Source organism: Escherichia sp. TW14182, assembly GCF_000208525.1.
GTDB lineage: Bacteria > Pseudomonadota > Gammaproteobacteria > Enterobacterales > Enterobacteriaceae > Escherichia > Escherichia ruysiae.
In genome coordinates this window covers 1-18,915 of sequence record NZ_AEJZ01000082.1, presented here as the reverse complement: position 1 = coordinate 18,915, position 18,915 = coordinate 1, and the positions used below count along the sequence as shown (strand labels likewise).

16 protein-coding genes and 3 pseudogenes are annotated in these 18,915 nt (G+C 50.3%); 8 read left to right on the top strand and 11 right to left on the bottom strand.

Features of this window, described 5'->3' with window-relative positions; all coding sequences use genetic code 11:
- From rsxC to blr, 6 genes are all read right to left on the bottom strand, one after another.
- Positions 1-1,725 (bottom strand): electron transport complex subunit RsxC (rsxC, locus tag EQY_RS0108550; protein WP_000915572.1); only part of this gene is annotated, 1,725 nt, incomplete at its 3' end.
- The gene (gene rsxB, locus EQY_RS0108545) at positions 1,718-2,296 is read right to left on the bottom strand and encodes an electron transport complex subunit RsxB (RefSeq protein WP_000991799.1); all 579 of its coding nucleotides are present in this window, start codon (positions 2,294-2,296) and stop codon (positions 1,718-1,720) included. The genes rsxC and rsxB, both read right to left, overlap by 8 nt.
- Positions 2,296-2,877: an electron transport complex subunit RsxA gene (gene rsxA, locus EQY_RS0108540; protein ID WP_000133182.1), complete on the bottom strand. Its 582-nt coding sequence runs from the start codon at positions 2,875-2,877 to the stop codon at positions 2,296-2,298. The genes rsxB and rsxA overlap by 1 nt, the downstream gene beginning before the upstream one ends.
- A gap of 76 nt (positions 2,878-2,953) precedes the next feature.
- Positions 2,954-3,394, bottom strand: a complete 441-nt coding sequence (locus EQY_RS0108535) for a DUF2569 domain-containing protein (RefSeq protein ID WP_024212466.1) — start codon at positions 3,392-3,394, stop codon at positions 2,954-2,956.
- Between the two features lie 86 nt (positions 3,395-3,480).
- Positions 3,481-3,696 (bottom strand): transcription modulator YdgT, encoded by a 216-nt coding sequence (ydgT, locus tag EQY_RS0108530; protein ID WP_000126621.1) that lies wholly within the window; start codon positions 3,694-3,696, stop codon positions 3,481-3,483.
- A gap of 272 nt (positions 3,697-3,968) precedes the next feature.
- Positions 3,969-4,094 carry a division septum protein Blr gene (gene blr / locus EQY_RS0108520; protein WP_032155957.1) on the bottom strand — a complete coding sequence of 42 codons (126 nt, stop codon included), beginning with the start codon at positions 4,092-4,094 and terminating at the stop codon, positions 3,969-3,971.
- A 241-nt stretch (positions 4,095-4,335) separates the two neighbouring features.
- Between blr and EQY_RS0108515 the strand changes: the two genes are divergently transcribed.
- Positions 4,336-5,376, top strand: coding sequence for an oxidoreductase (locus EQY_RS0108515; RefSeq protein ID WP_001282509.1), 1,041 nt, complete (start codon positions 4,336-4,338; stop codon positions 5,374-5,376).
- Between the two features lie 67 nt (positions 5,377-5,443).
- Here EQY_RS0108515 and add read toward each other — a convergent pair whose 3' ends face one another.
- The 3 genes from add to malX form a co-directional block, all read right to left on the bottom strand.
- Entirely contained in the window at positions 5,444-6,445 is a 1,002-nt protein-coding gene (gene add / locus EQY_RS0108510; RefSeq protein ID WP_000567476.1) for an adenosine deaminase, read from the bottom strand.
- A 103-nt stretch (positions 6,446-6,548) separates the two neighbouring features.
- On the bottom strand, positions 6,549-7,721 hold the full coding sequence (gene malY / locus EQY_RS0108505) for a bifunctional maltose regulon transcriptional repressor/cystathionine beta-lyase MalY (protein ID WP_000459351.1): 1,173 nt from the start codon (positions 7,719-7,721) through the stop codon (positions 6,549-6,551).
- 9 nt (positions 7,722-7,730) lie between these two features.
- Entirely contained in the window at positions 7,731-9,323 is a 1,593-nt protein-coding gene (malX, locus tag EQY_RS0108500) for a PTS maltose transporter subunit IICB (RefSeq protein WP_000125485.1), read from the bottom strand.
- Positions 9,324-9,498: 175 nt separating this feature from the next.
- Between malX and malI the strand changes: the two genes are divergently transcribed.
- From malI to EQY_RS0108470, 6 genes and pseudogenes are all read left to right on the top strand, one after another.
- Entirely contained in the window at positions 9,499-10,527 is a 1,029-nt protein-coding gene (gene malI / locus EQY_RS0108495) for a mal regulon transcriptional regulator MalI (RefSeq protein ID WP_000179525.1), read from the top strand.
- A 111-nt stretch (positions 10,528-10,638) separates the two neighbouring features.
- A complete protein-coding gene (gene hdhA / locus EQY_RS0108490) occupies positions 10,639-11,406 on the top strand; it encodes a 7-alpha-hydroxysteroid dehydrogenase (protein ID WP_000483367.1) in 768 nt (255 codons plus the stop codon).
- A 231-nt stretch (positions 11,407-11,637) separates the two neighbouring features.
- Complete coding sequence (gene uidR, locus EQY_RS0108485) at positions 11,638-12,225, top strand: DNA-binding transcriptional regulator UidR (protein ID WP_000369705.1); 588 nt, start codon at positions 11,638-11,640, stop codon at positions 12,223-12,225.
- Between the two features lie 371 nt (positions 12,226-12,596).
- On the top strand, positions 12,597-14,408 hold the full coding sequence (gene uidA / locus EQY_RS0108480; RefSeq protein WP_000945948.1) for a beta-glucuronidase: 1,812 nt from the start codon (positions 12,597-12,599) through the stop codon (positions 14,406-14,408).
- Positions 14,405-14,620, top strand: a pseudogene (locus tag EQY_RS0108475) (MFS transporter); the annotation flags it as partial. The gene uidA and the pseudogene EQY_RS0108475, both read left to right, overlap by 4 nt.
- Positions 14,602-14,997, top strand: a pseudogene (locus EQY_RS0108470) (hypothetical protein); the annotation flags it as partial. The pseudogenes EQY_RS0108475 and EQY_RS0108470, both read left to right, overlap by 19 nt.
- A gap of 45 nt (positions 14,998-15,042) precedes the next feature.
- Here the strand turns inward: EQY_RS0108470 and EQY_RS0108465 are convergent.
- Positions 15,043-16,551 carry a YdgA family protein gene (locus EQY_RS0108465; protein ID WP_001043388.1) on the bottom strand — a complete coding sequence of 503 codons (1,509 nt, stop codon included), beginning with the start codon at positions 16,549-16,551 and terminating at the stop codon, positions 15,043-15,045.
- Between the two features lie 99 nt (positions 16,552-16,650).
- Positions 16,651-17,826 carry a mannose-6-phosphate isomerase gene (manA, locus tag EQY_RS0108460; RefSeq protein ID WP_001170650.1) on the bottom strand — a complete coding sequence of 392 codons (1,176 nt, stop codon included), beginning with the start codon at positions 17,824-17,826 and terminating at the stop codon, positions 16,651-16,653.
- 198 nt (positions 17,827-18,024) lie between these two features.
- On the opposite strand from manA, the pseudogene fumB reads away from it, so the two are divergent.
- Positions 18,025-18,915: pseudogene (fumB, locus tag EQY_RS0108455) on the top strand (class I fumarate hydratase); the annotation flags it as partial.

Sequence of the window (18,915 nt, the reverse complement as noted above, 5' to 3'; positions counted from 1 at the left end):
AGGTTGTTGTTCCAGCTTGCGTGCTTTAGCTCGAGCAATTGCGGCTTCTACTGCCGCTTTACGTGGATCAGCAACTGTTGCGGTGTCGTTAGTTTGCTGCAATTCTGCCTGTTTTGCTCTGGCTTGTGCTTTACGGGCTTCCCGTGCCGCAATAATCGCGCTGTTATCCGGGCGTTCACCCGCTTTAATCACAATCGGTTGCGTGGCCTGAGCTTGTTTTTCTTTCACACGTGCCAGTGCGGCAGCAATCGCATCTTTGTCTTTGGCTGCCGGTTGGACTGCTGCGCTCTTATGTCGTTCAAGACGCGCCGCTTTTTCGCGTTCCAGGCGTGCCTGACGAGCTTCAAAACGCGCTTTAGCTTCTGCGGCGCGTTTCTCTTCCTGACGAATGGCGGCAATCTCGGCTTTTTCCTGACGGAAATATTGCACCAGGGGAATATTACTCGGGCAAACCCACGCGCAGGCACCGCATTCAATGCAGTCGGCAATGTTATGCGTGGTGGCTTTGTCGTGCTGTTGACCTTTGCTGAACCAGTACAACTGCTGCGGCAAAAGATCCGCAGGGCAGGCATCGGCACAGGCGCTACAGCGGATGCAGCTTTGTTCTTCCTGCGGTTCGCCCAGTTCACTGGCGGACGGAGCTAACAGGCAGTTGGTGATTTTGACTACCGGTACATCCAGCCACGGTAAGGTAAAGCCCATCAGCGGGCCGCCCATAATCACCATTTGATCGGCAGAAGGGCAGAATCCGGCATCGTTCAATAAATGACGCACCGGCGTACCCAGACGCGCCCAGACGTTGCCAGGACGTGCAATCGCTTCGCCGGTCAGCGTCACCACGCGCTCGGTAATCGGTTCACCATCGATTACTGCGCGTTTTACTGCGTAAGCCGTGCCAACGTTTTGCATTAACACGCCGATATCCGACGAGCGACCGCCGTGCGGCACTTGTTTCCCGGTCAGGATGTACGTTAACTGTTTGGCGCCGCCGGAAGGATATTTGGTTGGAATCACCCGCAGAGAAATATCGTGGGAATCCGCCAGCACCGCGCGAAGCATGGAAATCGCCTGCGGTTTGTTATCTTCAATACCGATAAGAATTTCGCGCGGCTGTAAGATATGCGCAAGAATGCGAATGCCTTCCACCACCTGAGCTGCGCAATCCTGCATCAGACGGTCATCGGCGGTAATATACGGTTCGCACTCGGCTGCATTAATAATCAAGGTTTCGATTTTATCGCCGCCGCCCTGCAATTTAACGCCTGTCGGGAAGCCCGCACCACCCAGCCCGGCGACGCCAAACTGATGAATGCGTTCAATTAATTCTTCCCGACTGCGTGAGCGGTAATCGATCCAGCCGTCACGTGGGAACCAGCAATCTTCACCATCGGCATCAATAATCACGCTTAATTCAGCTAAGGCTGAAGGATGAGCCGTAGAATGGGGCGCAATAGCCGTAACAATGCCAGACGTTGGCGCGTGAACTGGCAGCATTTTACCGCGACCACGGGTAAGCGGCTGGCCGCGCAATACTTTATCGCCGACGCTAACGCACAGCTCACCTTCAGCGCCAATATGCTGTTTCAGTGGAATGACAAAACGCTGCGCCAGTGGAACCTGGCGCAGGGGAGTACCGTTGGACTGGGTTTTCATCTCCGGTGGATGGATGCCGCCGTTGAAATCCCAGATTGTATTTTTTTTGAATGCAGAGAATAACTTAAGCATGGTGTTCCACGGGAATAATGCGCACGGGAATGGTGTTCAGATCCCATTTCCAGGAGTCAGGCGTTTCTGCGACCGGTTGCAACGAGATGCAGTGCGTCGGGCACGGGTCAACGCATAAATTGCAGCCCGTACAGAGATCACTCATTACCGTATGCATGGCACGGGTAGCGCCAACGATGGCGTCTACCGGACACGCCTGAATGCACTTGGTGCAGCCAATACAGTTATTTTCATCAATAACCGCCACCATCCGCGCAGGCGTCAACTCTTGCGCATCGCCATCCAGCGGCTGCGGCTCGACATTAAGCAGTTCGGCAATTTTTAGCATTACAGCTTCGCCGCCAGGGGCGCAGCGGTTGATTTTTTCACCGTTACAGCTGATGGCTTCGGCATAGGGGCGACAGCCAGGATAACCGCACTGCCCACACTGGCTCTGCGGTAAGATTTCGTCAATTTTCTCAACGACCGGATCGTCTTCCACCGCAAAACGGCGGGAGGCATAACCCAGAATGGCGCCAAACGCCAGACCCAGCAGGCTCACGGCGGCAACGGCAATCCAGATAGCATTCATTACAACTTCACCAAACCACTAAAGCCCATAAAGGCCAGAGACATAAGACCTGCGGTAATGAGAGCAATGGCATTACCGCGAAAAGGTGCCGGGACATTAGCCACAGCAAGGCGTTCGCGAATGGCGGCGAAAAGCACCATCACCAGCGAGAAGCCGACAGCAGCAGAAAAACCGTACAGTGCCGACTGCAAGAAATTGTGTCCGAGATTGATATTCAGCAATGCCACGCCGAGCACCGCACAGTTGGTGGTGATAAGCGGTAGAAAAATCCCCAGCAGTCGGTAAAGCACCGGGCTGGTTTTACGTACCACCATCTCGGTGAACTGCACGACTACAGCAATCACCAGAATAAAGGCCAGGGTGCGCAGGTAAATCAGATCGAGCGGGATCAAAATCCACGTGTCGATAAGCCAGGCGCAAATAGACGCCAGCGTCATCACAAATGTTGTTGCCAGCCCCATGCCCATTGCGGTTTCCAGCTTTTTGGAAACGCCCATAAACGGGCAAAGCCCCAGAAACTTGACCAGTACAAAGTTATTGACCAGTACAGTTCCGACAAACAGTAACAGGTAGTCAGTCATTTTTCGGCCTGAAATAAAAAAGCCGCCTATTATCCGTTAATCCAGAGCAGGCGACAACAGGTTAACTGTAAGGTTATTACGGATTCACAAACGTCGCTTTCACCCGCGACGAGCGTTTGAAATAGGGGACGATCAATGCGGTTGCCAGCAAAGTAAACAGCAACTGGCGAACGGCGACACCATCTTCAACTGGCGAAAACGCAAAGGCTTTAACCGCCAGTAATACGGAAATCAGTAACCAGATAATATAGTGTTTAGGAACACAACGCCGGCGTTTAAAGAACGCGATAGTTAACCACAAGGTGTAATACCACATGGCAATAGCGGTAATAAACGAAACGCCCCATAAGATTTGCGTCGTCAGTGTTTGTTCGCCGAGCGTTTTAAATGTTTGAGGAGAGGATAACGCTGCACAGTACAGCAACAACGCCAGCGTCGTACTCAATAGGGCGACTAACAGCCAGGCCAACGGCCCAAGCAACCAGCCTCCAATACGTTGTGGCGTTGTGGTGATCATACGTTCTCCAGAATAGCGACAGCAAACAGGCAAATCTAATTTTAGGGGCGTTATTATAAGGCTTTTATAACCAATCGCTACTTTCTTTATTGAACATAGTGCCAGACGGACTTTGGAACCTGGCCAAGGTCAAACAATCGACCGCCAGAGACCAGTTCAGCACGGCGGTGATCGGCTGCGCGATACATATTGATAATATCCTGATCGTCCGTCAGGGTGTAATTAAGGTGGTCGTAGAGTTTTTCCAGACTTTCGAGAGAATTGATTTTACGAAACTTTAATAAGTATTCCTGAGCAGTCATAAAAGATCCATAAAATAACTAATACCAAAGTGGTAGGCATTATATGTTATGATAAAATTTCACCAGCGGTGAACGCTTTTGCAATAACAATAATAAGAATGTGCTGATGGCAAATATTCAGGGATAAAATACTGCTAATAAAAGAGTAACGCGCTTTACTATTCCTGACAATCGTCAACTCCATCGAGCAAGATAATAAATTCCTGGTTTAAATACCTGTCAAGTTAAAACATGCACCCGAATGGCTGCATGTTGTCTTGCAAACGCAGAGATTACTTGTGTTGCACCTGGGTGCTCTGTTCTGGCGGCTGGTAGTTGTCAATGTGACTCGCCACGCCAAGAAGAATGACTGAAACAACAAGAACGATCCAACCTGTTAATTCAATAAGACGATTCATTACTGCCCACATCTATGTTGATTGATCCATTAACTAAGGCCGTAAATGTTACTTAGCAATAATTGCTCCAGCAAGATTTTTACTGATGTTTTTGCGATATTTATCTTTTTCCTTCGGAAAATTAGCTATTTTTTTGACTTAAGTTAAATAACATCCCTTATTGCTGGCAGGTTATTAAACTGTTGAGAGAGGGTAAAGGATAGTGTCAAATAGCAATCATACTTCAATGAGAGGCAATGACATGAGCGACAACATCCGTGTTGGGTTGATTGGGTACGGTTATGCGAGTAAAACCTTCCATGCGCCCCTGATTGCGGGCACGCCCGGGCTGGAGCTGGCAGTTATCTCCAGCAGTGACGAAACAAAAGTAAAGGCCGACTGGCCAACGGTTACGGTTGTCTCTGAACCGAAGCATCTCTTTAATGATCCCAATATTGACCTGATTGTCATTCCTACGCCCAACGATACTCATTTTCCGTTAGCGAAAGCGGCGCTGGAAGCGGGTAAACACGTAGTCGTTGATAAGCCCTTTACCGTGACACTGTCACAAGCGCGAGAACTGGATGCGCTGGCAAAAAGCCTTGGACGCGTGTTGTCCGTGTTTCATAACCGTCGCTGGGACAGTGATTTTCTGACGCTGAAAGGATTACTTGCGGAAGGTGTGCTGGGTGAGGTTGCTTACTTTGAGTCACATTTTGATCGTTTCCGTCCGCAGGTACGCGATCGCTGGCGTGAACAGGGCGGTCCTGGCAGCGGTATCTGGTACGATCTGGCACCGCATCTGCTCGATCAGGCCATTACGTTGTTTGGCTTACCTGTCAGCATGACCGTGGATTTAGCACAGTTACGTCCAGGAGCGCAGTCGACCGATTATTTCCACGCCATTTTGTCCTATCCACAACGGCGGGTTATTTTACACGGCACTATGCTGGCGGCGGCAGAGTCGGCGCGTTATATCGTTCATGGCTCTCGCGGCAGCTATATTAAATATGGCCTCGATCCACAGGAAGAACGCTTGAAAAATGGCGAGCGTCTGCCACAAGAGGATTGGGGCTACGATATGCGTGACGGCGTACTTACCCGCGTTGAAGGTGAAGAACGTGTCGAAGAAACACTGCTGACGGTGCCGGGAAATTATCCGGCTTACTATGCTGCTATTCGTGATGCGTTGAATGGCGATGGAGAAAATCCGGTTCCGGCAAGTCAGGCAATCCAGGTGATGGAGCTGATTGAGCTGGGCATTGAATCCGCCAAACATCGCGCGACGCTGTGTCTGGCGTAAATAATGTAGACATTCTTGATGAGTTTAATGCCTGATACGACGCTTACACGTCTTATCAGGCATGTTCTTATTTCCCCGCTACTTTTTCTTTCAGTGCGCGTTTTTCCTCTGCACTGAGGAAAGCCATTTCCAGACCATTAATCTGCGCCTGGCGGATTTGCTCGCGGGATAACCCAGCAGCCGGCGCGGCAACGGTATATTCGTGAATGATATCCACGCCCTGTACGCCTGGATCGTCAGTGTTAATGCTGGCACAAATACCATGCTCAAGGAACGTTTTCAGCGGATGTGCCGCCAGAGACGCTACGGTGCTGGTCTGAATATTTGAGGTCAGACAAGATTCAATACCAATTTGCTGTTCAGCGAGGAAATCCATCAGCGCCCGATCTTCAATGGCTTTTACGCCATGTCCAATACGCTGCGCCCCCAGTTCACGAATAGCCTGCCAGATGCTTTCTGGCCCGGCGGCTTCGCCCGCATGGACAGTAATATGCCAGCCTGCATCACGCGCGCGATTGAAGTGAGAAAGGAACAGACTCCCCGGGAAACCAAGCTCATCACCGGCTAAATCCAGTGCGGTAATCTGATCGCGATGAGCTAAAAATGCTTCCAGCTCTTGCTGACAGGCGGCTTCGCCAAAGGTTCGGCTCATAATACCGATAAGTTTCGCCTGCACGCCAAAGGTGCGGCAACCTTCACGTACGCCATCAATGACTGCTTCAACGACGCCTGCGACAGGCAACTGATGCGCCATCGCCATATAACCCGGCGAAAAACGCAGTTCAACATAGTGCAGGCCATTACGGGCAGCATCTTCTATATTTTCAAACGCCACGCGACGGCAGGCGTCGAGCGTGGCAAGAACTTTAACGCCCCAGTCAAGTTTGGTCAGAAAGCTAACCAGATCGGGTTCGTTGGCGATGACCTGAACGTGAGGGATCAACGTGTCCAGGGACTGTGCAGGAAGCGAGATATTATACTGGCGGCCAAGTTCAAGAATGGTCTGGGGACGAATGTTGCCATCAAGGTGGCGATGGATATCGGTTAATGGCAGGGTGGTATCAATCATGGTCGCACTCTTTTTCTGTATATAAAAGTGCGCACCATTATAAAAACAAAACCGGGTAAAAATCTACGATTGCGCAACGATTATTTACGTTGCGCAATCGTAATCAGCGTACAGTTCGGATGGCGTTAATCAAACCGGCAATACCTTTTTCCAGTTTTGAACGCGGGCATCCGGCATTGAGACGAACAAAGCCACGACCCTCTTCACCGTAGGTATATCCCGGCATGATCGCTACTTTTTCTTGCTCAATCAGGGCTTTTTGCAATGCGTTGTCGTCGATATTCAACGGACGTAGATCAAGCCAGGCCAGATAAGTGGATTGTGGGAGCTGCCAGTTGAGTTCCGGGAACGCTGCATTCATCGTATTTGCGATATATGTCAGATTGTCTTGCAGATAGACACGTAAGGCATCCAGCCACGGCGCGCCTTGTTGATAGGCGGCAATATGGGCGGTAAGCGCCAGTACGGCTGGTGAGGACAATCCATCGCGACCTTTCAGTGCCGATAAATACGCCTCGCGACTATCGCTATTTTCAATGATGCCGTAGGCTCCGGTCAGAGCGGGTATGTTGAAGCTTTTTGAGCCAGAGGTCAGCAGCGCCCAGTTTCCGCGCGCCACGTTACTCCAGGGAATATGCGGTTGCTCGCCCCATACCATATCCATATGGATTTCATCGGAGATAACGCGCACATCATGCCGCTCGCACAGGTCTGCCATTATCTCCAGTTCGTCATAACTCCAGACCTTACCGGTGGGGTTCTGTGGGCTACACAGGAGCATAATTTTACACTCCGGTTTTGCCAACACCGCTTCCAGTTTGGTCATATCGCAAAACCAGCCGTCTGCTCGTTTCTCTAAAGCAACGGGCATCACGGTGCGCTGATTACCTTCGATGGCTTTGTAAAATGCGTCGTAAGCTGGGGTATGGATCACTACACCTTCACCGACAGCAGACCACTGGCGAATCAATTCCGACACCATATAGATAACAGAAGGACCATAAATCACCGACTGCGTATCAATGGCGGTGTTATGCTGGGTGGAGAACCAGTGGGCAATAGCCGCGAGAAACTCATCGTTTTTCCAGCGACTGTAGCCAAATACACCGTGCATCAGACGTTGATTAAGCGCCTCGATAATGCAGGGGGCGGTGGCAAAATCCATGTCTGAAATCGTGAACGGTAACAGGTCAGCAGTGCCGAAACGGTCAGCGACATAGTCCCACTGTGTACACCATGTCCCATGACGATCCATGACCTTTGAAAAATCGAACATATTTTATCCTTATGCCTGAACAGTACGCATCAGGCCAGCCATTTCGTCTTTTACTGACTGAACTTGCGGCCCGATAACAACCTGCAGGTTATGTTGATTAAGTTGTACTACGCCAATTGCCCGATTGTCCTTTAGCGCCTGTACATTAACAAGCGACATATCTTTCACTGACAAACGCAGACGGGTAATGCAGTTATCCAGGTTGACAATATTGTCGGCACCGCCTAAGGCTTCGAGGATTGCCGGAACGTTGTAACCCGATTTACCCGGCGCACCGGTAACGGCTTTTTCGATTGAGCTGGCGATTTCACTGTCGCGACCCGGTGTTTTCAGATTGAAGCGGGTGATAGCGAAACGGAAGATGACGTAGTAAACGACAAACCAGATTGCCGCCACCACTGGCACCATGTACCACTTAGTCGACAGGCCATGCAAAATACCGAACACCACAAAATCGATGATATTGCCGTCGGTATTACCGATGGTGACGCCGAGCACAGACATGACGGTGAAGCCGAGGCCGGTTAACAGCGCGTGGATGACGTACAGAACAGGCGCTACGAACAGGAACAAGAACTCCAGCGGTTCGGTGGTGCCGCCAACAACACAGGCAATCAGGCCAGAAATCAGTAGGCCTTTAATTTTATGACGGTTTTCCGGGCGAGCACAGTGATACATGGCTAATGCAGCACCTGGCAGACCGCCGAGGAACGCAGGCATTTTACCCTGGGAGAGGAAACGCGTGGCGCTTTCAGAGAAACCGTGAGTGGTCGGGCAGCTTAATTGCGCCTGGAAGATGGTGAGTGCGCCGCTGACGGTTTGTCCACAGACTTCCTGCGTGCCGCCCGCGTCAGTAAAGCGAATTAATGCCACCAGAATGTGATGCAGACCAAACGGCAATAGCAGACGTTCACCCGTACCAAACAGCATAGGTCCGAAATCACCCGCGCTGTTGATCATATGACCTAAGCCGCTAATACCCATGGCAAAAATCGGCCAGACTAACGGAATCACCAGACCGACAAGCCCCATCACCAGCGAGGAGATAATTGGCACGAAGCGCGTACCGCCGAAGAATGCCAGCGCATCCGGCAGGCGGATATTATGAAAACGCTCATGCAGCATCCAGACGATAATACCGGCGATCACCGCACCGAGGATCCCGGTGTCGATCGACTGGATCCCAAGAATGCTCTGGATGTTATTGGCTTTCAGAACAGCTGCATCGGTGGTTGGCAGAATGCCTTTATTGGTCAACCAGAAGTTAACCGCCAGGTTCATTACCGCATAACCCACGAAACCAGCGAACGCCGCTACGCCTTTGTTCTCGCGCGCCAGCCCTAGCGGGATCGCAATACAGAACATCACCGGCAGAAAGCTAAAAGCGAACGAGCCAATTTTACTCATCCAGGTAAATATAGCCTGCAACACGGGGTTACCCAATGCCGGGATGAGGGTGATGACATCATGGCTACTAAGGGAACTACCAATCCCTAACATAATGCCGCAGAACGACAGTAATGCGACGGGTAACATAAAGGTTTTGCCTAACTGCTGGAAAAATTCCCACAGCGTGACTTTCGGTGCTGCTTTCGCCGTCATAAAACGACTCCTTGTTAAGAACAGTCTGGATTCAATAAATTGCGCGAGAAGATAAAACGTTTTATCAAACTTTAGTGAGGCATAAATCACATTACGCGACGATAATAGCGGGTATAAGATAAATTAAAGGTAAAACGTTTTATCTGTCACAAAAATCAGGGAGTAGGTCATCTGTATGGCTACCGCCAAAAAAATCACCATTCATGATGTTGCGCTGGCTGCGGGCGTGTCGGTCAGTACCGTTTCGCTGGTACTTAGCGGGAAAGGACGAATATCTACCGCTACGGGGGAACGGGTTAACGCAGCGATTGAAGAGCTGGGATTTGTGCGCAATCGCCAGGCGTCGGCACTGCGCGGTGGGCAAAGCGGCGTCATTGGTTTGATCGTCCGTGATTTATCTACGTCATTTTACGCTGAATTAACGGCCGGATTGACGGAAGCTCTGGAGGCGCAGGGGCGGATGGTTTTTTTGCTTCACGGCGGTAAAGACGGCGAGCAGTTGGCACAGCGGTTCTCACTGTTGCTCAACCAGGGCGTCGATGGTGTAGTGATTGCCGGTGCGGCGGGAAGCAGCGATGGCCTGCGGCGGATGGCAGAAGAAAAAGGTATCCCGGTGATTTTCGCTTCCCGTGCCAGTTATCTTGATGATGTCGATACGGTTCGCCCGGACAACATGCAGGCTGCGCAGTTATTGACGGAGCATCTCATTCGCAATGGACATCAGCGTATCGCCTGGTTGGGAGGGCAAAGTTCCTCATTAACCCGCGCGGAGCGGGTGGGGGGATATTGCGCGACATTATTAAAATTTGGCCTGCCGTTTCACAGCGATTGGGTACTGGAGTGCACTTCCAGCCAGAAACAAGCTGCGGAAGCTATCACAGCACTTTTGCGCCGTAACCCGACTATCAGCGCCGTGGTTTGCTATAACGAAACTATTGCGATGGGGGCATGGTTTGGTTTGCTGAAAGCAGGGCGGCAAAGCGGGGAGAGCGGAGTCGATCGTTACTTTGAGCAACAGGTTTCGCTGGCGGCATTTACCGATGCGACGCAAACCACACTTGATGACATACCCGTTACCTGGGCAAGTACACCTGCGCGGGAACTTGGTACAACACTTGCAGATCGCATGATGCAAAAAATCACCCATGAAGAGACGCATTCACGTAATCTTATTATCCCCGCCCGGCTCATTGCGGCGAAATAATCCTCTCTTTATCTGCTATACCTGGTAGTGTCCTTTCCTCAAGGTTAATGATAAAAAATGTGGCACACAGGCGGTGCCTTTTATTTTTACTGAAGTTCACAGGAGGTTTATGTGTTTAATTCTGACAACCTGAGACTCGACGGAAAATGCGCCATCATCACCGGTGCGGGTGCAGGTATTGGTAAAGAAATCGCCATTACATTCGCGACAGCAGGTGCATCTGTAGTGGTCAGTGATATTAATGCCGATGCAGCAAATCATGTTGTTGATGAGATTCAACAACTGGGTGGTCAGGCATTTGCGTGGCGCTGTGATATTACGTCCGAACAGGAATTATCCGCTCTGGCAGACTTTGCCATCAGTAAGTTGGGTAAAGTTGATATTCTGGTTAACAACGCTGGTGGCGGTGGTCCTAAGCCATTTGATATGCCAATGGCGGATTTTCGCCGCGCTTATGAACTGAATGTCTTTTCTTTTTTCCATCTTTCACAACTCATTGCGCCAGAAATGGAAAAAAATGGCGGTGGCGTTATTCTGACTATCACTTCCATGGCGGCAGAAAATAAAAATAAAAACATGACCTCGTATGCGTCATCTAAAGCTGCGGCCAGTCATCTGGTCAGGAATATGGCGTTTGACCTGGGTGAAAAAAATATTCGGGTGAATGGTATTGCGCCGGGAGCAATATTAACGGATGCCCTGAAATCCGTTATTACACCAGAGATCGAACAAAAAATGTTGCAACACACGCCAATCAGACGTCTGGGCCAACCGCAAGATATTGCTAATGCGGCGTTGTTCTTGTGTTCACCCGCAGCCGGCTGGATAAGTGGACAAATTCTCACTGTCTCTGGCGGTGGGGTACAGGAACTCAATTAATTCAAATAAACCAGAAAACAACGCAACTCAGCGTTGTTTTCTGGTGCTGATGGGTTATCAGAAAAGTGCATCCATCTCGCTACTGGTTGCCATATTTTGATTGCTGGTTGACCAATTATCGTGTGAATAATACTCGAATGCGGGGGGCTTCGCACATTTGACCTGCAATGTTAGGCGCTTGCATGGCAAAGCAGTAAACTACTTATTCACGCTAACTATAATGGTTTAACGATGGATAACATGCAGACTGAAGCACAACCGACACGGACCCGGATCCTCAATGCTGCCAGAGAGATTTTTTCAGAAAATGGATTTCACAGTGCCTCGATGAAAGCCATCTGTAAATCTTGCGGCATAAGCCCAGGAACGCTCTATCACCATTTCATTTCTAAAGAAGCCTTAATTCAGGCGATTATCCTTCAGGATCAGGAGAGAGCGGTGATCCGCTTCCGCGAACCTATCGAAGGGATTCATTTTGTTGACTATATGGTCGAGTCGATAGTTTCTCTCACTCATGAAGCCTTTGGACAGCGGGCGCTGGTGGTCGAGATTATGGCGGAAGGGATGCGCAATCCACAGGTCGCCGCCATGCTTAAGAATAAGCATCTGACGATTACGGAGTTTATCGCCCAGCGTATGCGCGATGCCCAGCAAAAAGGTGAGATAAACCCTGACATCAACACGGCAATGACCTCTCGCTTACTGCTGGATTTGACCTATGGCGTACTGGCCGATATCGAAGCCGAAGACCTGGCGTGTGAAGCGTCATTCGCACGGGGATTACGCGCGATGATTGGTGGTATTTTAACTGCATCCTGATTCTGTCTTTTCGCGGGTCGGTGAAGACTGGCCCGCTTAATCCTGCATAGAAACTCTTTCCGTTTCGTCACCAAACCACCGTTAACACATACACAGTATCCATATGGCACGTGAATTTATCATTTAAAACTCATTCGAATGAACGTTCGATTGCTTATTTTGTGGCTTCTGTCAACGCTGTTTTAAAGATTAATGCGATCCGTATCACGCTGTGGGTATTGCAGTTTTTGGTTTTTTGATCGCGGTGTCAGTTCTTTTTATTTCCATTTCTCTTCCATGGGTTTCTCACAGATAACTGTGTACATCACAAAATTGGTTAACTAATCAGATTAAAGGTTGACCAGTATTTTTATCTTAATGAGGAGTCCCTTATGTTACGTCCTGTAGAAACCCCAACCCGTGAAATCAAAAAACTCGACGGCCTGTGGGCATTCAGTCTGGATCGCGAAAACAGTGGAATTGATCAGCGTTGGTGGGAAAGCGCATTACAAGAAAGCCGGGCAATTGCTGTGCCGGGCAGTTTTAATGATCAGTTCGCCGATGCAGATATTCGTAATTATGTGGGCAACGTCTGGTATCAGCGCGAAGTCTTTATACCGAAAGGTTGGGCAGGCCAGCGTATCGTGCTGCGTTTCGATGCGGTCACTCATTACGGCAAAGTGTGGGTAAATAATCAGGAAGTGATGGAGCATCAGGGCGGCTATACGCCATTTGAAGCCGATGTCACGCCGTATGTTATTGCCGGGAAAAGTGTACGTATCACCGTTTGTGTGAACAACGAACTGAACTGGCAGACTATCCCGCCGGGAATGGTGATTACCGACGAAAGCGGTAAGAAAAAGCAGTCTTACTTCCATGATTTCTTTAACTACGCCGGGATCCATCGCAGCGTAATGCTCTACACCACGCCGAACACCTGGGTAGACGATATCACCGTGGTGACGCACGTAGCGCAAGACTGTAACCACGCGTCTGTTGACTGGCAGGTGGTGGCCAATGGTGATGTCAGCGTTGAACTGCGTGATGCGGATCAACAGGTGGTTGCAACTGGACAAGGCACCAGCGGGACTTTGCAAGTGGTGAATCCGCACCTCTGGCAACCGGGTGAAGGTTATCTCTATGAACTGTGCGTCACAGCCAAAAGCCAGACAGAGTGTGATATCTACCCGCTGCGCGTCGGCATCCGGTCAGTGGCAGTGAAGGGCGAACAGTTCCTGATCAACCACAAACCGTTCTACTTTACTGGCTTTGGCCGTCATGAAGATGCGGATTTGCGCGGCAAAGGATTCGATAACGTGCTGATGGTGCACGATCACGCATTAATGGACTGGATTGGAGCCAACTCTTACCGTACCTCGCATTACCCTTACGCTGAAGAGATGCTCGACTGGGCAGACGAACATGGCATTGTGGTGATTGATGAAACTGCAGCTGTCGGCTTTAACCTCTCTTTAGGCATTGGTTTCGAAGCGGGCAACAAGCCGAAAGAACTCTACAGCGAAGAGGCGGTCAACGGGGAAACCCAGCAGGCGCACTTACAGGCGATTAAAGAACTGATTGCGCGTGACAAAAACCACCCTAGCGTGGTGATGTGGAGCATTGCCAATGAACCGGATACCCGCCCGCAAGGTGCACGGGAATATTTCGCGCCACTGGCGGAAGCAACGCGTAAACTCGACCCAACGCGTCCGATCACTTGCGTCAATGTGATGTTCTGTGACGCTCACACCGATACCATCAGCGATCTCTTCGATGTGCTGTGTCTTAACCGTTATTACGGTTGGTATGTACAAAGCGGCGATTTGGAAACGGCAGAGAAGGTACTGGAAAAAGAACTTCTGGCCTGGCAGGAGAAACTGCATCAGCCGATTATCATCACCGAATACGGCGTGGATACGTTAGCCGGTCTGCACTCGATGTACACCGACATGTGGAGTGAAGAGTATCAGTGTGCATGGCTGGATATGTATCACCGCGTCTTTGATCGCGTCAGCGCCGTCGTCGGTGAACAGGTATGGAATTTCGCCGATTTTGCAACCTCGCAGGGCATTTTGCGCGTTGGCGGTAACAAGAAAGGGATCTTCACCCGCGACCGCAAACCGAAGTCGGCGGCTTTCTTGCTGCAAAAACGCTGGACTGGCATGAACTTCGGTGAAAAACCGCAGCAGGGAGGCAAACAATGAATCAACAACTCTCCTGGCGCACCATCGTCGGCTACAGCCTCGGTGACGTCGCCAATAACTTCGCCTTCGCAATGGGGGCGCTCTTCCTGTTGAGTTACTACACCGACGTCGCTGGCGTCGGCGCCGCTGCGGCGGGCACCATGCTGTTACTGGTGCGGGTATTCGATGCCTTCGCCGACGTCTTTGCCGGACGAGTGGTGGACAGTGTGAATATTTGCGCCATGCAATGAATGGTGCCGTGGTGGATACCGACATTGGCTATCCCTTTTCATTAAGTCTTGATCGTAACCGTGAAGGAATGCAGTCCTGGCAATTGGGCGTTAACTATCGTTTAACTCCGCAATTTACGCTGACATTTGCACCGATTGTGACTCGCGGCTATGAATCCAGTAAACGAGATGTGCGGATTGAAGGCGCGGGTATCTTAGGTGGTATGAACTATCGTGTCAGCGAAGGGCCGTTACAAGGGATGAATTTCTTTCTTGCTGCCGATAAAGGGCGGGAAAAGCGCGATGGCAGTGCGCTGGGCGATCGCCTGAATTACTGGGATGTGAAAATGAGTATTCAGTATGACTTTATGCTGAAGTAAGAAAAAAACGCCGGAGAGAAAAATCTCCGGCGTTTTGGCTGTGAATTACTGCTGCGGAATAGCGGGTACAGCCGGAACGTTTAATGCCGGCATCGCAAACATCCCAACAAAATCTTCCAGTGGCATTTTCTGCCCGTTTAACGTGATCTGACCGTTAGCATATTGCAGGCTGGTGGTGATGGTATTGTCCTGCAAGGTGGTCAGACGGAACATCTGCCCCATTGCTGATGCGCCTTCAACTTGCTGTTTTGCCAGTTTTTTCGCTTGATCTTCCTGATAACCTTCCAGCTTCGCTACCTGGGTCATCAGCTCAGTTGCCATATCGACCGGAATGGTTAGTTTTGCCTCCAGAGACTTAACCGAGCGATCAACTTCCTGAGCCAGTGTCTGCGGCGCTTCTTTAGTCGTTGCCGGATCTTTCAGGAACAGCGACAGATTCAGCGCACTTTCACCCTGACTGTTTTTCCAGCTTAACGGAGCGACAGTTATCACCGGATCGCCTTTCAACATCAGCGGCAGGGCGCTAAAGAAGGCTTCCGTCACTTTCTCCTGATAAAGTTCGGGATTGTTGGCAATCTCTGGCTGTGCCAGCAGAGCCTGGGTTTGCGCGTTATATTGCTGGCTAAACTGGTGCCAGGCTTCGCCATCAATCTGACCAACTTTTAAAGTCAGCTTGCCGCTGCCCAGATCCTGATTCTGTACTTTCAGGCTGTTTAGCGAGTAATCCAGTTGGCTATTGATCGTTTTACCGTCATTGACCAGGTCTGATTTACCGCTGATCTCCATGCCTTCCAGCAGTGCCAGTTCTTTGCCTTCTACCGAAATGGTCATTTTTTCCAGTGACAGTTTTTGGTTACCCACGCGCTCACCAAAACTTGCCAGTGTGCTGGAACCGTCGGTTTTCAGATTATTAAAGGTCAACTGCACTTTCTGGTTGTATTCGTTAACCGCATCCACCCGGCCGCTTTGTGCCTCCCCGGAAAGGGAGATAGCTTTGCCGTCTCTGTCAGCATTTAACTGGAACTCGCCGCCGCTAAAGGCGACTTTTTCATCTTTTTGTTCGTAATTCAGTGGCTTGAGAGAGATATCTGAGCTGGAATCACCGCTGTAACCAATGCGGGAGTTAATCTCAAAAGGTGTTTCTCCTTTTGCCATATCAAACAGTGGCTTGCTCACATTGTTGTTGACAAGCGTGGTTTGAATCGACGCCATCGACGGGATCAGGTTCAGTTTTTTAAGCTGGGCCAGGGGGAAGGGACCATGATCAACCGATTCGTTGAAGATGACGCTCTGACCACTTTTAATCCACGGATTTTCTTTCCCGGCAACGGGCTTCACCACCAGCTGTAACTGGCTGCTGAACACGCCGCGATGATAGTTTTGATAACTCACTTCCAGGTTGGATTCAGGAGCCGTCAGTTTAAGTTGCGCATTCGCCTGCGCGACCATGTCCTCGAGATGGGTTTCTATTTTCTTGCCTGTGTACCATGCGCCGCCTGTCCAGACTACGCCGAGCGCAACAATGACGCCTACCGCTACCAGCGATTTATTCATAGTGATTATCCATAAAATGAAATCAGGCGGACTGACCGCCTGAAGTGTTATAAGCCTTTAATAAGCTTAGCAAGAGATGTTAATTTTTTCAGTAAGCTCTTACAGCTTGTTGTAAACACGGGCTAAACGTCCGTGGCCTTTCACTGTCACCGGTGACTCGTTGGCGGCAATAAACGCTGATTCACCCGGTTTAAGCGGTAACTGCTGAGAACCTTTACACAGAGTTGCTTCACCTTCAACGCAGAACAAAATGGCGGCACTTTGCTGGCTGATAGTGGTTTCTTTATCACTAAGATCATGCAGCGAGAAGGCAAAATCATCCACTGGAATCGGGAAGTCCAGTTCTGCACCTTGCTTCACCGGCTGGGTCAACAACTGGTTAGCTGGTTTGGCTTCGAACTTCACGTTGGCAACCAGCTCAGGAATATCAATATATTTTGGCGTCAGACCCGCACGCAGCACGTTATCAGAGTTCGCCATCACTTCCAGCGCCACGCCTTGCAGGTAGGCGTGCGGTGTTTCAGCGAACAGGAACATCGCTTCGCCAGGGTTCAGTTTCACCACATTCAGCAACAGCGGGGAGAACAGACCGCTGTCATCCGGGTAAAATTCAGAAATTAAACGAATCGTTTGCCACGGTTCACCCTGCTGGCTGTCGAGGGCCGATTTTAAAATCGCCAGCGCGCGGGATTTTTCTTCACCCTGCATATTCAACAGGCTGGCGAACAGTTCGCTTAAACGTTCGGCATCAGGCTGTTGTAAAAAGTGAGCAATCGCCGGATGTGCACCTGCGACCGGCTGGAGTAGGGAGACAATCTCGGAAAACTCTCGAAACGCGTTCATCGCAAGGAATGGTGTCAGGGCAAAAACCAGCTCCGGCTTGTGGTTAGGATCTTTATAGTTACGCTCGGCGGCATCCATCGGAATACCTGCGGCATTTTCTTTGGCAAAACCGATTTCAGAATTGCGTTTGTTTGGATGAACCTGAATGGAGAGTGGCTGGGCTGCGCATAATACTTTGAACAGGAAAGGCAGTTCGCCAAAGCGTTTGGCAACGGCCTCTCCGAGCAGAGTCGATTTATCACTCTCAATCACATCACGCAGTGAAACGATATCTCCGGCAGCATTGTGCACACGGGAACTGCTTTTCGGATGTGCCCCCATCCACAGCTCGGCCATCGGTTGGCTGGACGGATTTTCCATACCATAAAGTTCAGTCAACGCCGTTTTGCTGCCCCAGGCATAGTTTTGCACTGAGTTAATGAGTTTTTGCATGATCAATCCCTGTTTAAATGTGGAAATTAATCCCACTATTAAAGCAAGAATCCTACGGGAAGTAACCTGGAGCCGCAAAAAGTCGTACTAGTCTCAGTTTTTGTTAAAAAAGTGTGTAGGATATTGTTACTCGCTTTTAACAGGGCAACGGAACACCCGCCCAGAGCATAACCAAACCAGGCAGTAAGTGAGAGAACAATGTCAAACAAACCCTTTCATTATCAGGCTCCTTTCCCACTCAAAAAAGATGATACCGAGTATTACCTGCTGACCAGCGAACACGTTAGCGTATCTGAATTTGAAGGGCAGGAGATTTTGAAAGTCGCACCCGAAGCGTTAACTCTGCTGGCGCGTCAGGCGTTTCATGATGCGTCATTTATGCTGCGACCGGCTCACCAACAGCAGGTTGCCGACATTCTGCGTGACCCGGAAGCCAGCGAAAACGATAAATATGTGGCGCTGCAATTCCTGCGTAACTCCGATATCGCGGCAAAAGGCGTTCTGCCAACCTGTCAGGACACTGGCACCGCGATTATCGTTGGTAAAAAAGGGCAGCGCGTATGGACCGGTGGCGGTGACGAAGCGGCGCTGGCGCGCGGGGTCTATAACACCTATATCGAAGATAACCTGCGCTACTCGCAAAATGCGCCGCTGGATATGTATAAAGAGGTGAATACCGGCACCAATCTGCCAGCGCAGATCGATCTTTATGCTGTTGATGGCGACGAGTACAAATTCCTCTGTATCGCCAAAGGTGGCGGTTCGGCAAACAAGACGTATCTCTATCAGGAAACCAAAGCGTTATTGACGCCGGGGAAACTGAAAAATTACCTGGTTGAGAAAATGCGCACGCTGGGTACGGCGGCGTGTCCTCCGTATCATATTGCGTTCGTTATTGGCGGAACGTCTGCGGAAACTAACCTTAAAACGGTGAAACTGGCTTCCGCTAAATACTATGACGAACTGCCAACGGAAGGGAATGAGCACGGTCAGGCGTTCCGCGATGTGGCGCTGGAAAAAGAATTGCTGATCGAAGCGCAAAATCTTGGACTGGGCGCGCAGTTTGGTGGTAAATACTTCGCTCACGAC

Excerpts from the sequence above, each read along its gene's own strand:
- malI (WP_000179525.1), top strand. The coding sequence starts at position 9,499 with ATGGCTACCGCCAAAAAAATCACCATTCATGATGTTGCGCTGGCTGCG.
- malY (WP_000459351.1), bottom strand. The coding sequence starts at position 7,721 with ATGTTCGATTTTTCAAAGGTCATGGATCGTCATGGGACATGGTGTACA.
- uidR (WP_000369705.1), top strand. The coding sequence starts at position 11,638 with ATGGATAACATGCAGACTGAAGCACAACCGACACGGACCCGGATCCTC.
- EQY_RS0108465 (WP_001043388.1), bottom strand. The coding sequence starts at position 16,551 with ATGAATAAATCGCTGGTAGCGGTAGGCGTCATTGTTGCGCTCGGCGTA.
- uidA (WP_000945948.1), top strand. The coding sequence starts at position 12,597 with ATGTTACGTCCTGTAGAAACCCCAACCCGTGAAATCAAAAAACTCGAC.
- EQY_RS0108515 (WP_001282509.1), top strand. The coding sequence starts at position 4,336 with ATGAGCGACAACATCCGTGTTGGGTTGATTGGGTACGGTTATGCGAGT.
- rsxA (WP_000133182.1), bottom strand. The coding sequence starts at position 2,877 with ATGACTGACTACCTGTTACTGTTTGTCGGAACTGTACTGGTCAATAAC.
- manA (WP_001170650.1), bottom strand. The coding sequence starts at position 17,826 with ATGCAAAAACTCATTAACTCAGTGCAAAACTATGCCTGGGGCAGCAAA.
- malX (WP_000125485.1), bottom strand. The coding sequence starts at position 9,323 with ATGACGGCGAAAGCAGCACCGAAAGTCACGCTGTGGGAATTTTTCCAG.
- rsxB (WP_000991799.1), bottom strand. The coding sequence starts at position 2,296 with ATGAATGCTATCTGGATTGCCGTTGCCGCCGTGAGCCTGCTGGGTCTG.
- ydgT (WP_000126621.1), bottom strand. The coding sequence starts at position 3,696 with ATGACTGCTCAGGAATACTTATTAAAGTTTCGTAAAATCAATTCTCTC.
- blr (WP_032155957.1), bottom strand. The coding sequence starts at position 4,094 with ATGAATCGTCTTATTGAATTAACAGGTTGGATCGTTCTTGTTGTTTCA.
- EQY_RS0108535 (WP_024212466.1), bottom strand. The coding sequence starts at position 3,394 with ATGATCACCACAACGCCACAACGTATTGGAGGCTGGTTGCTTGGGCCG.
- add (WP_000567476.1), bottom strand. The coding sequence starts at position 6,445 with ATGATTGATACCACCCTGCCATTAACCGATATCCATCGCCACCTTGAT.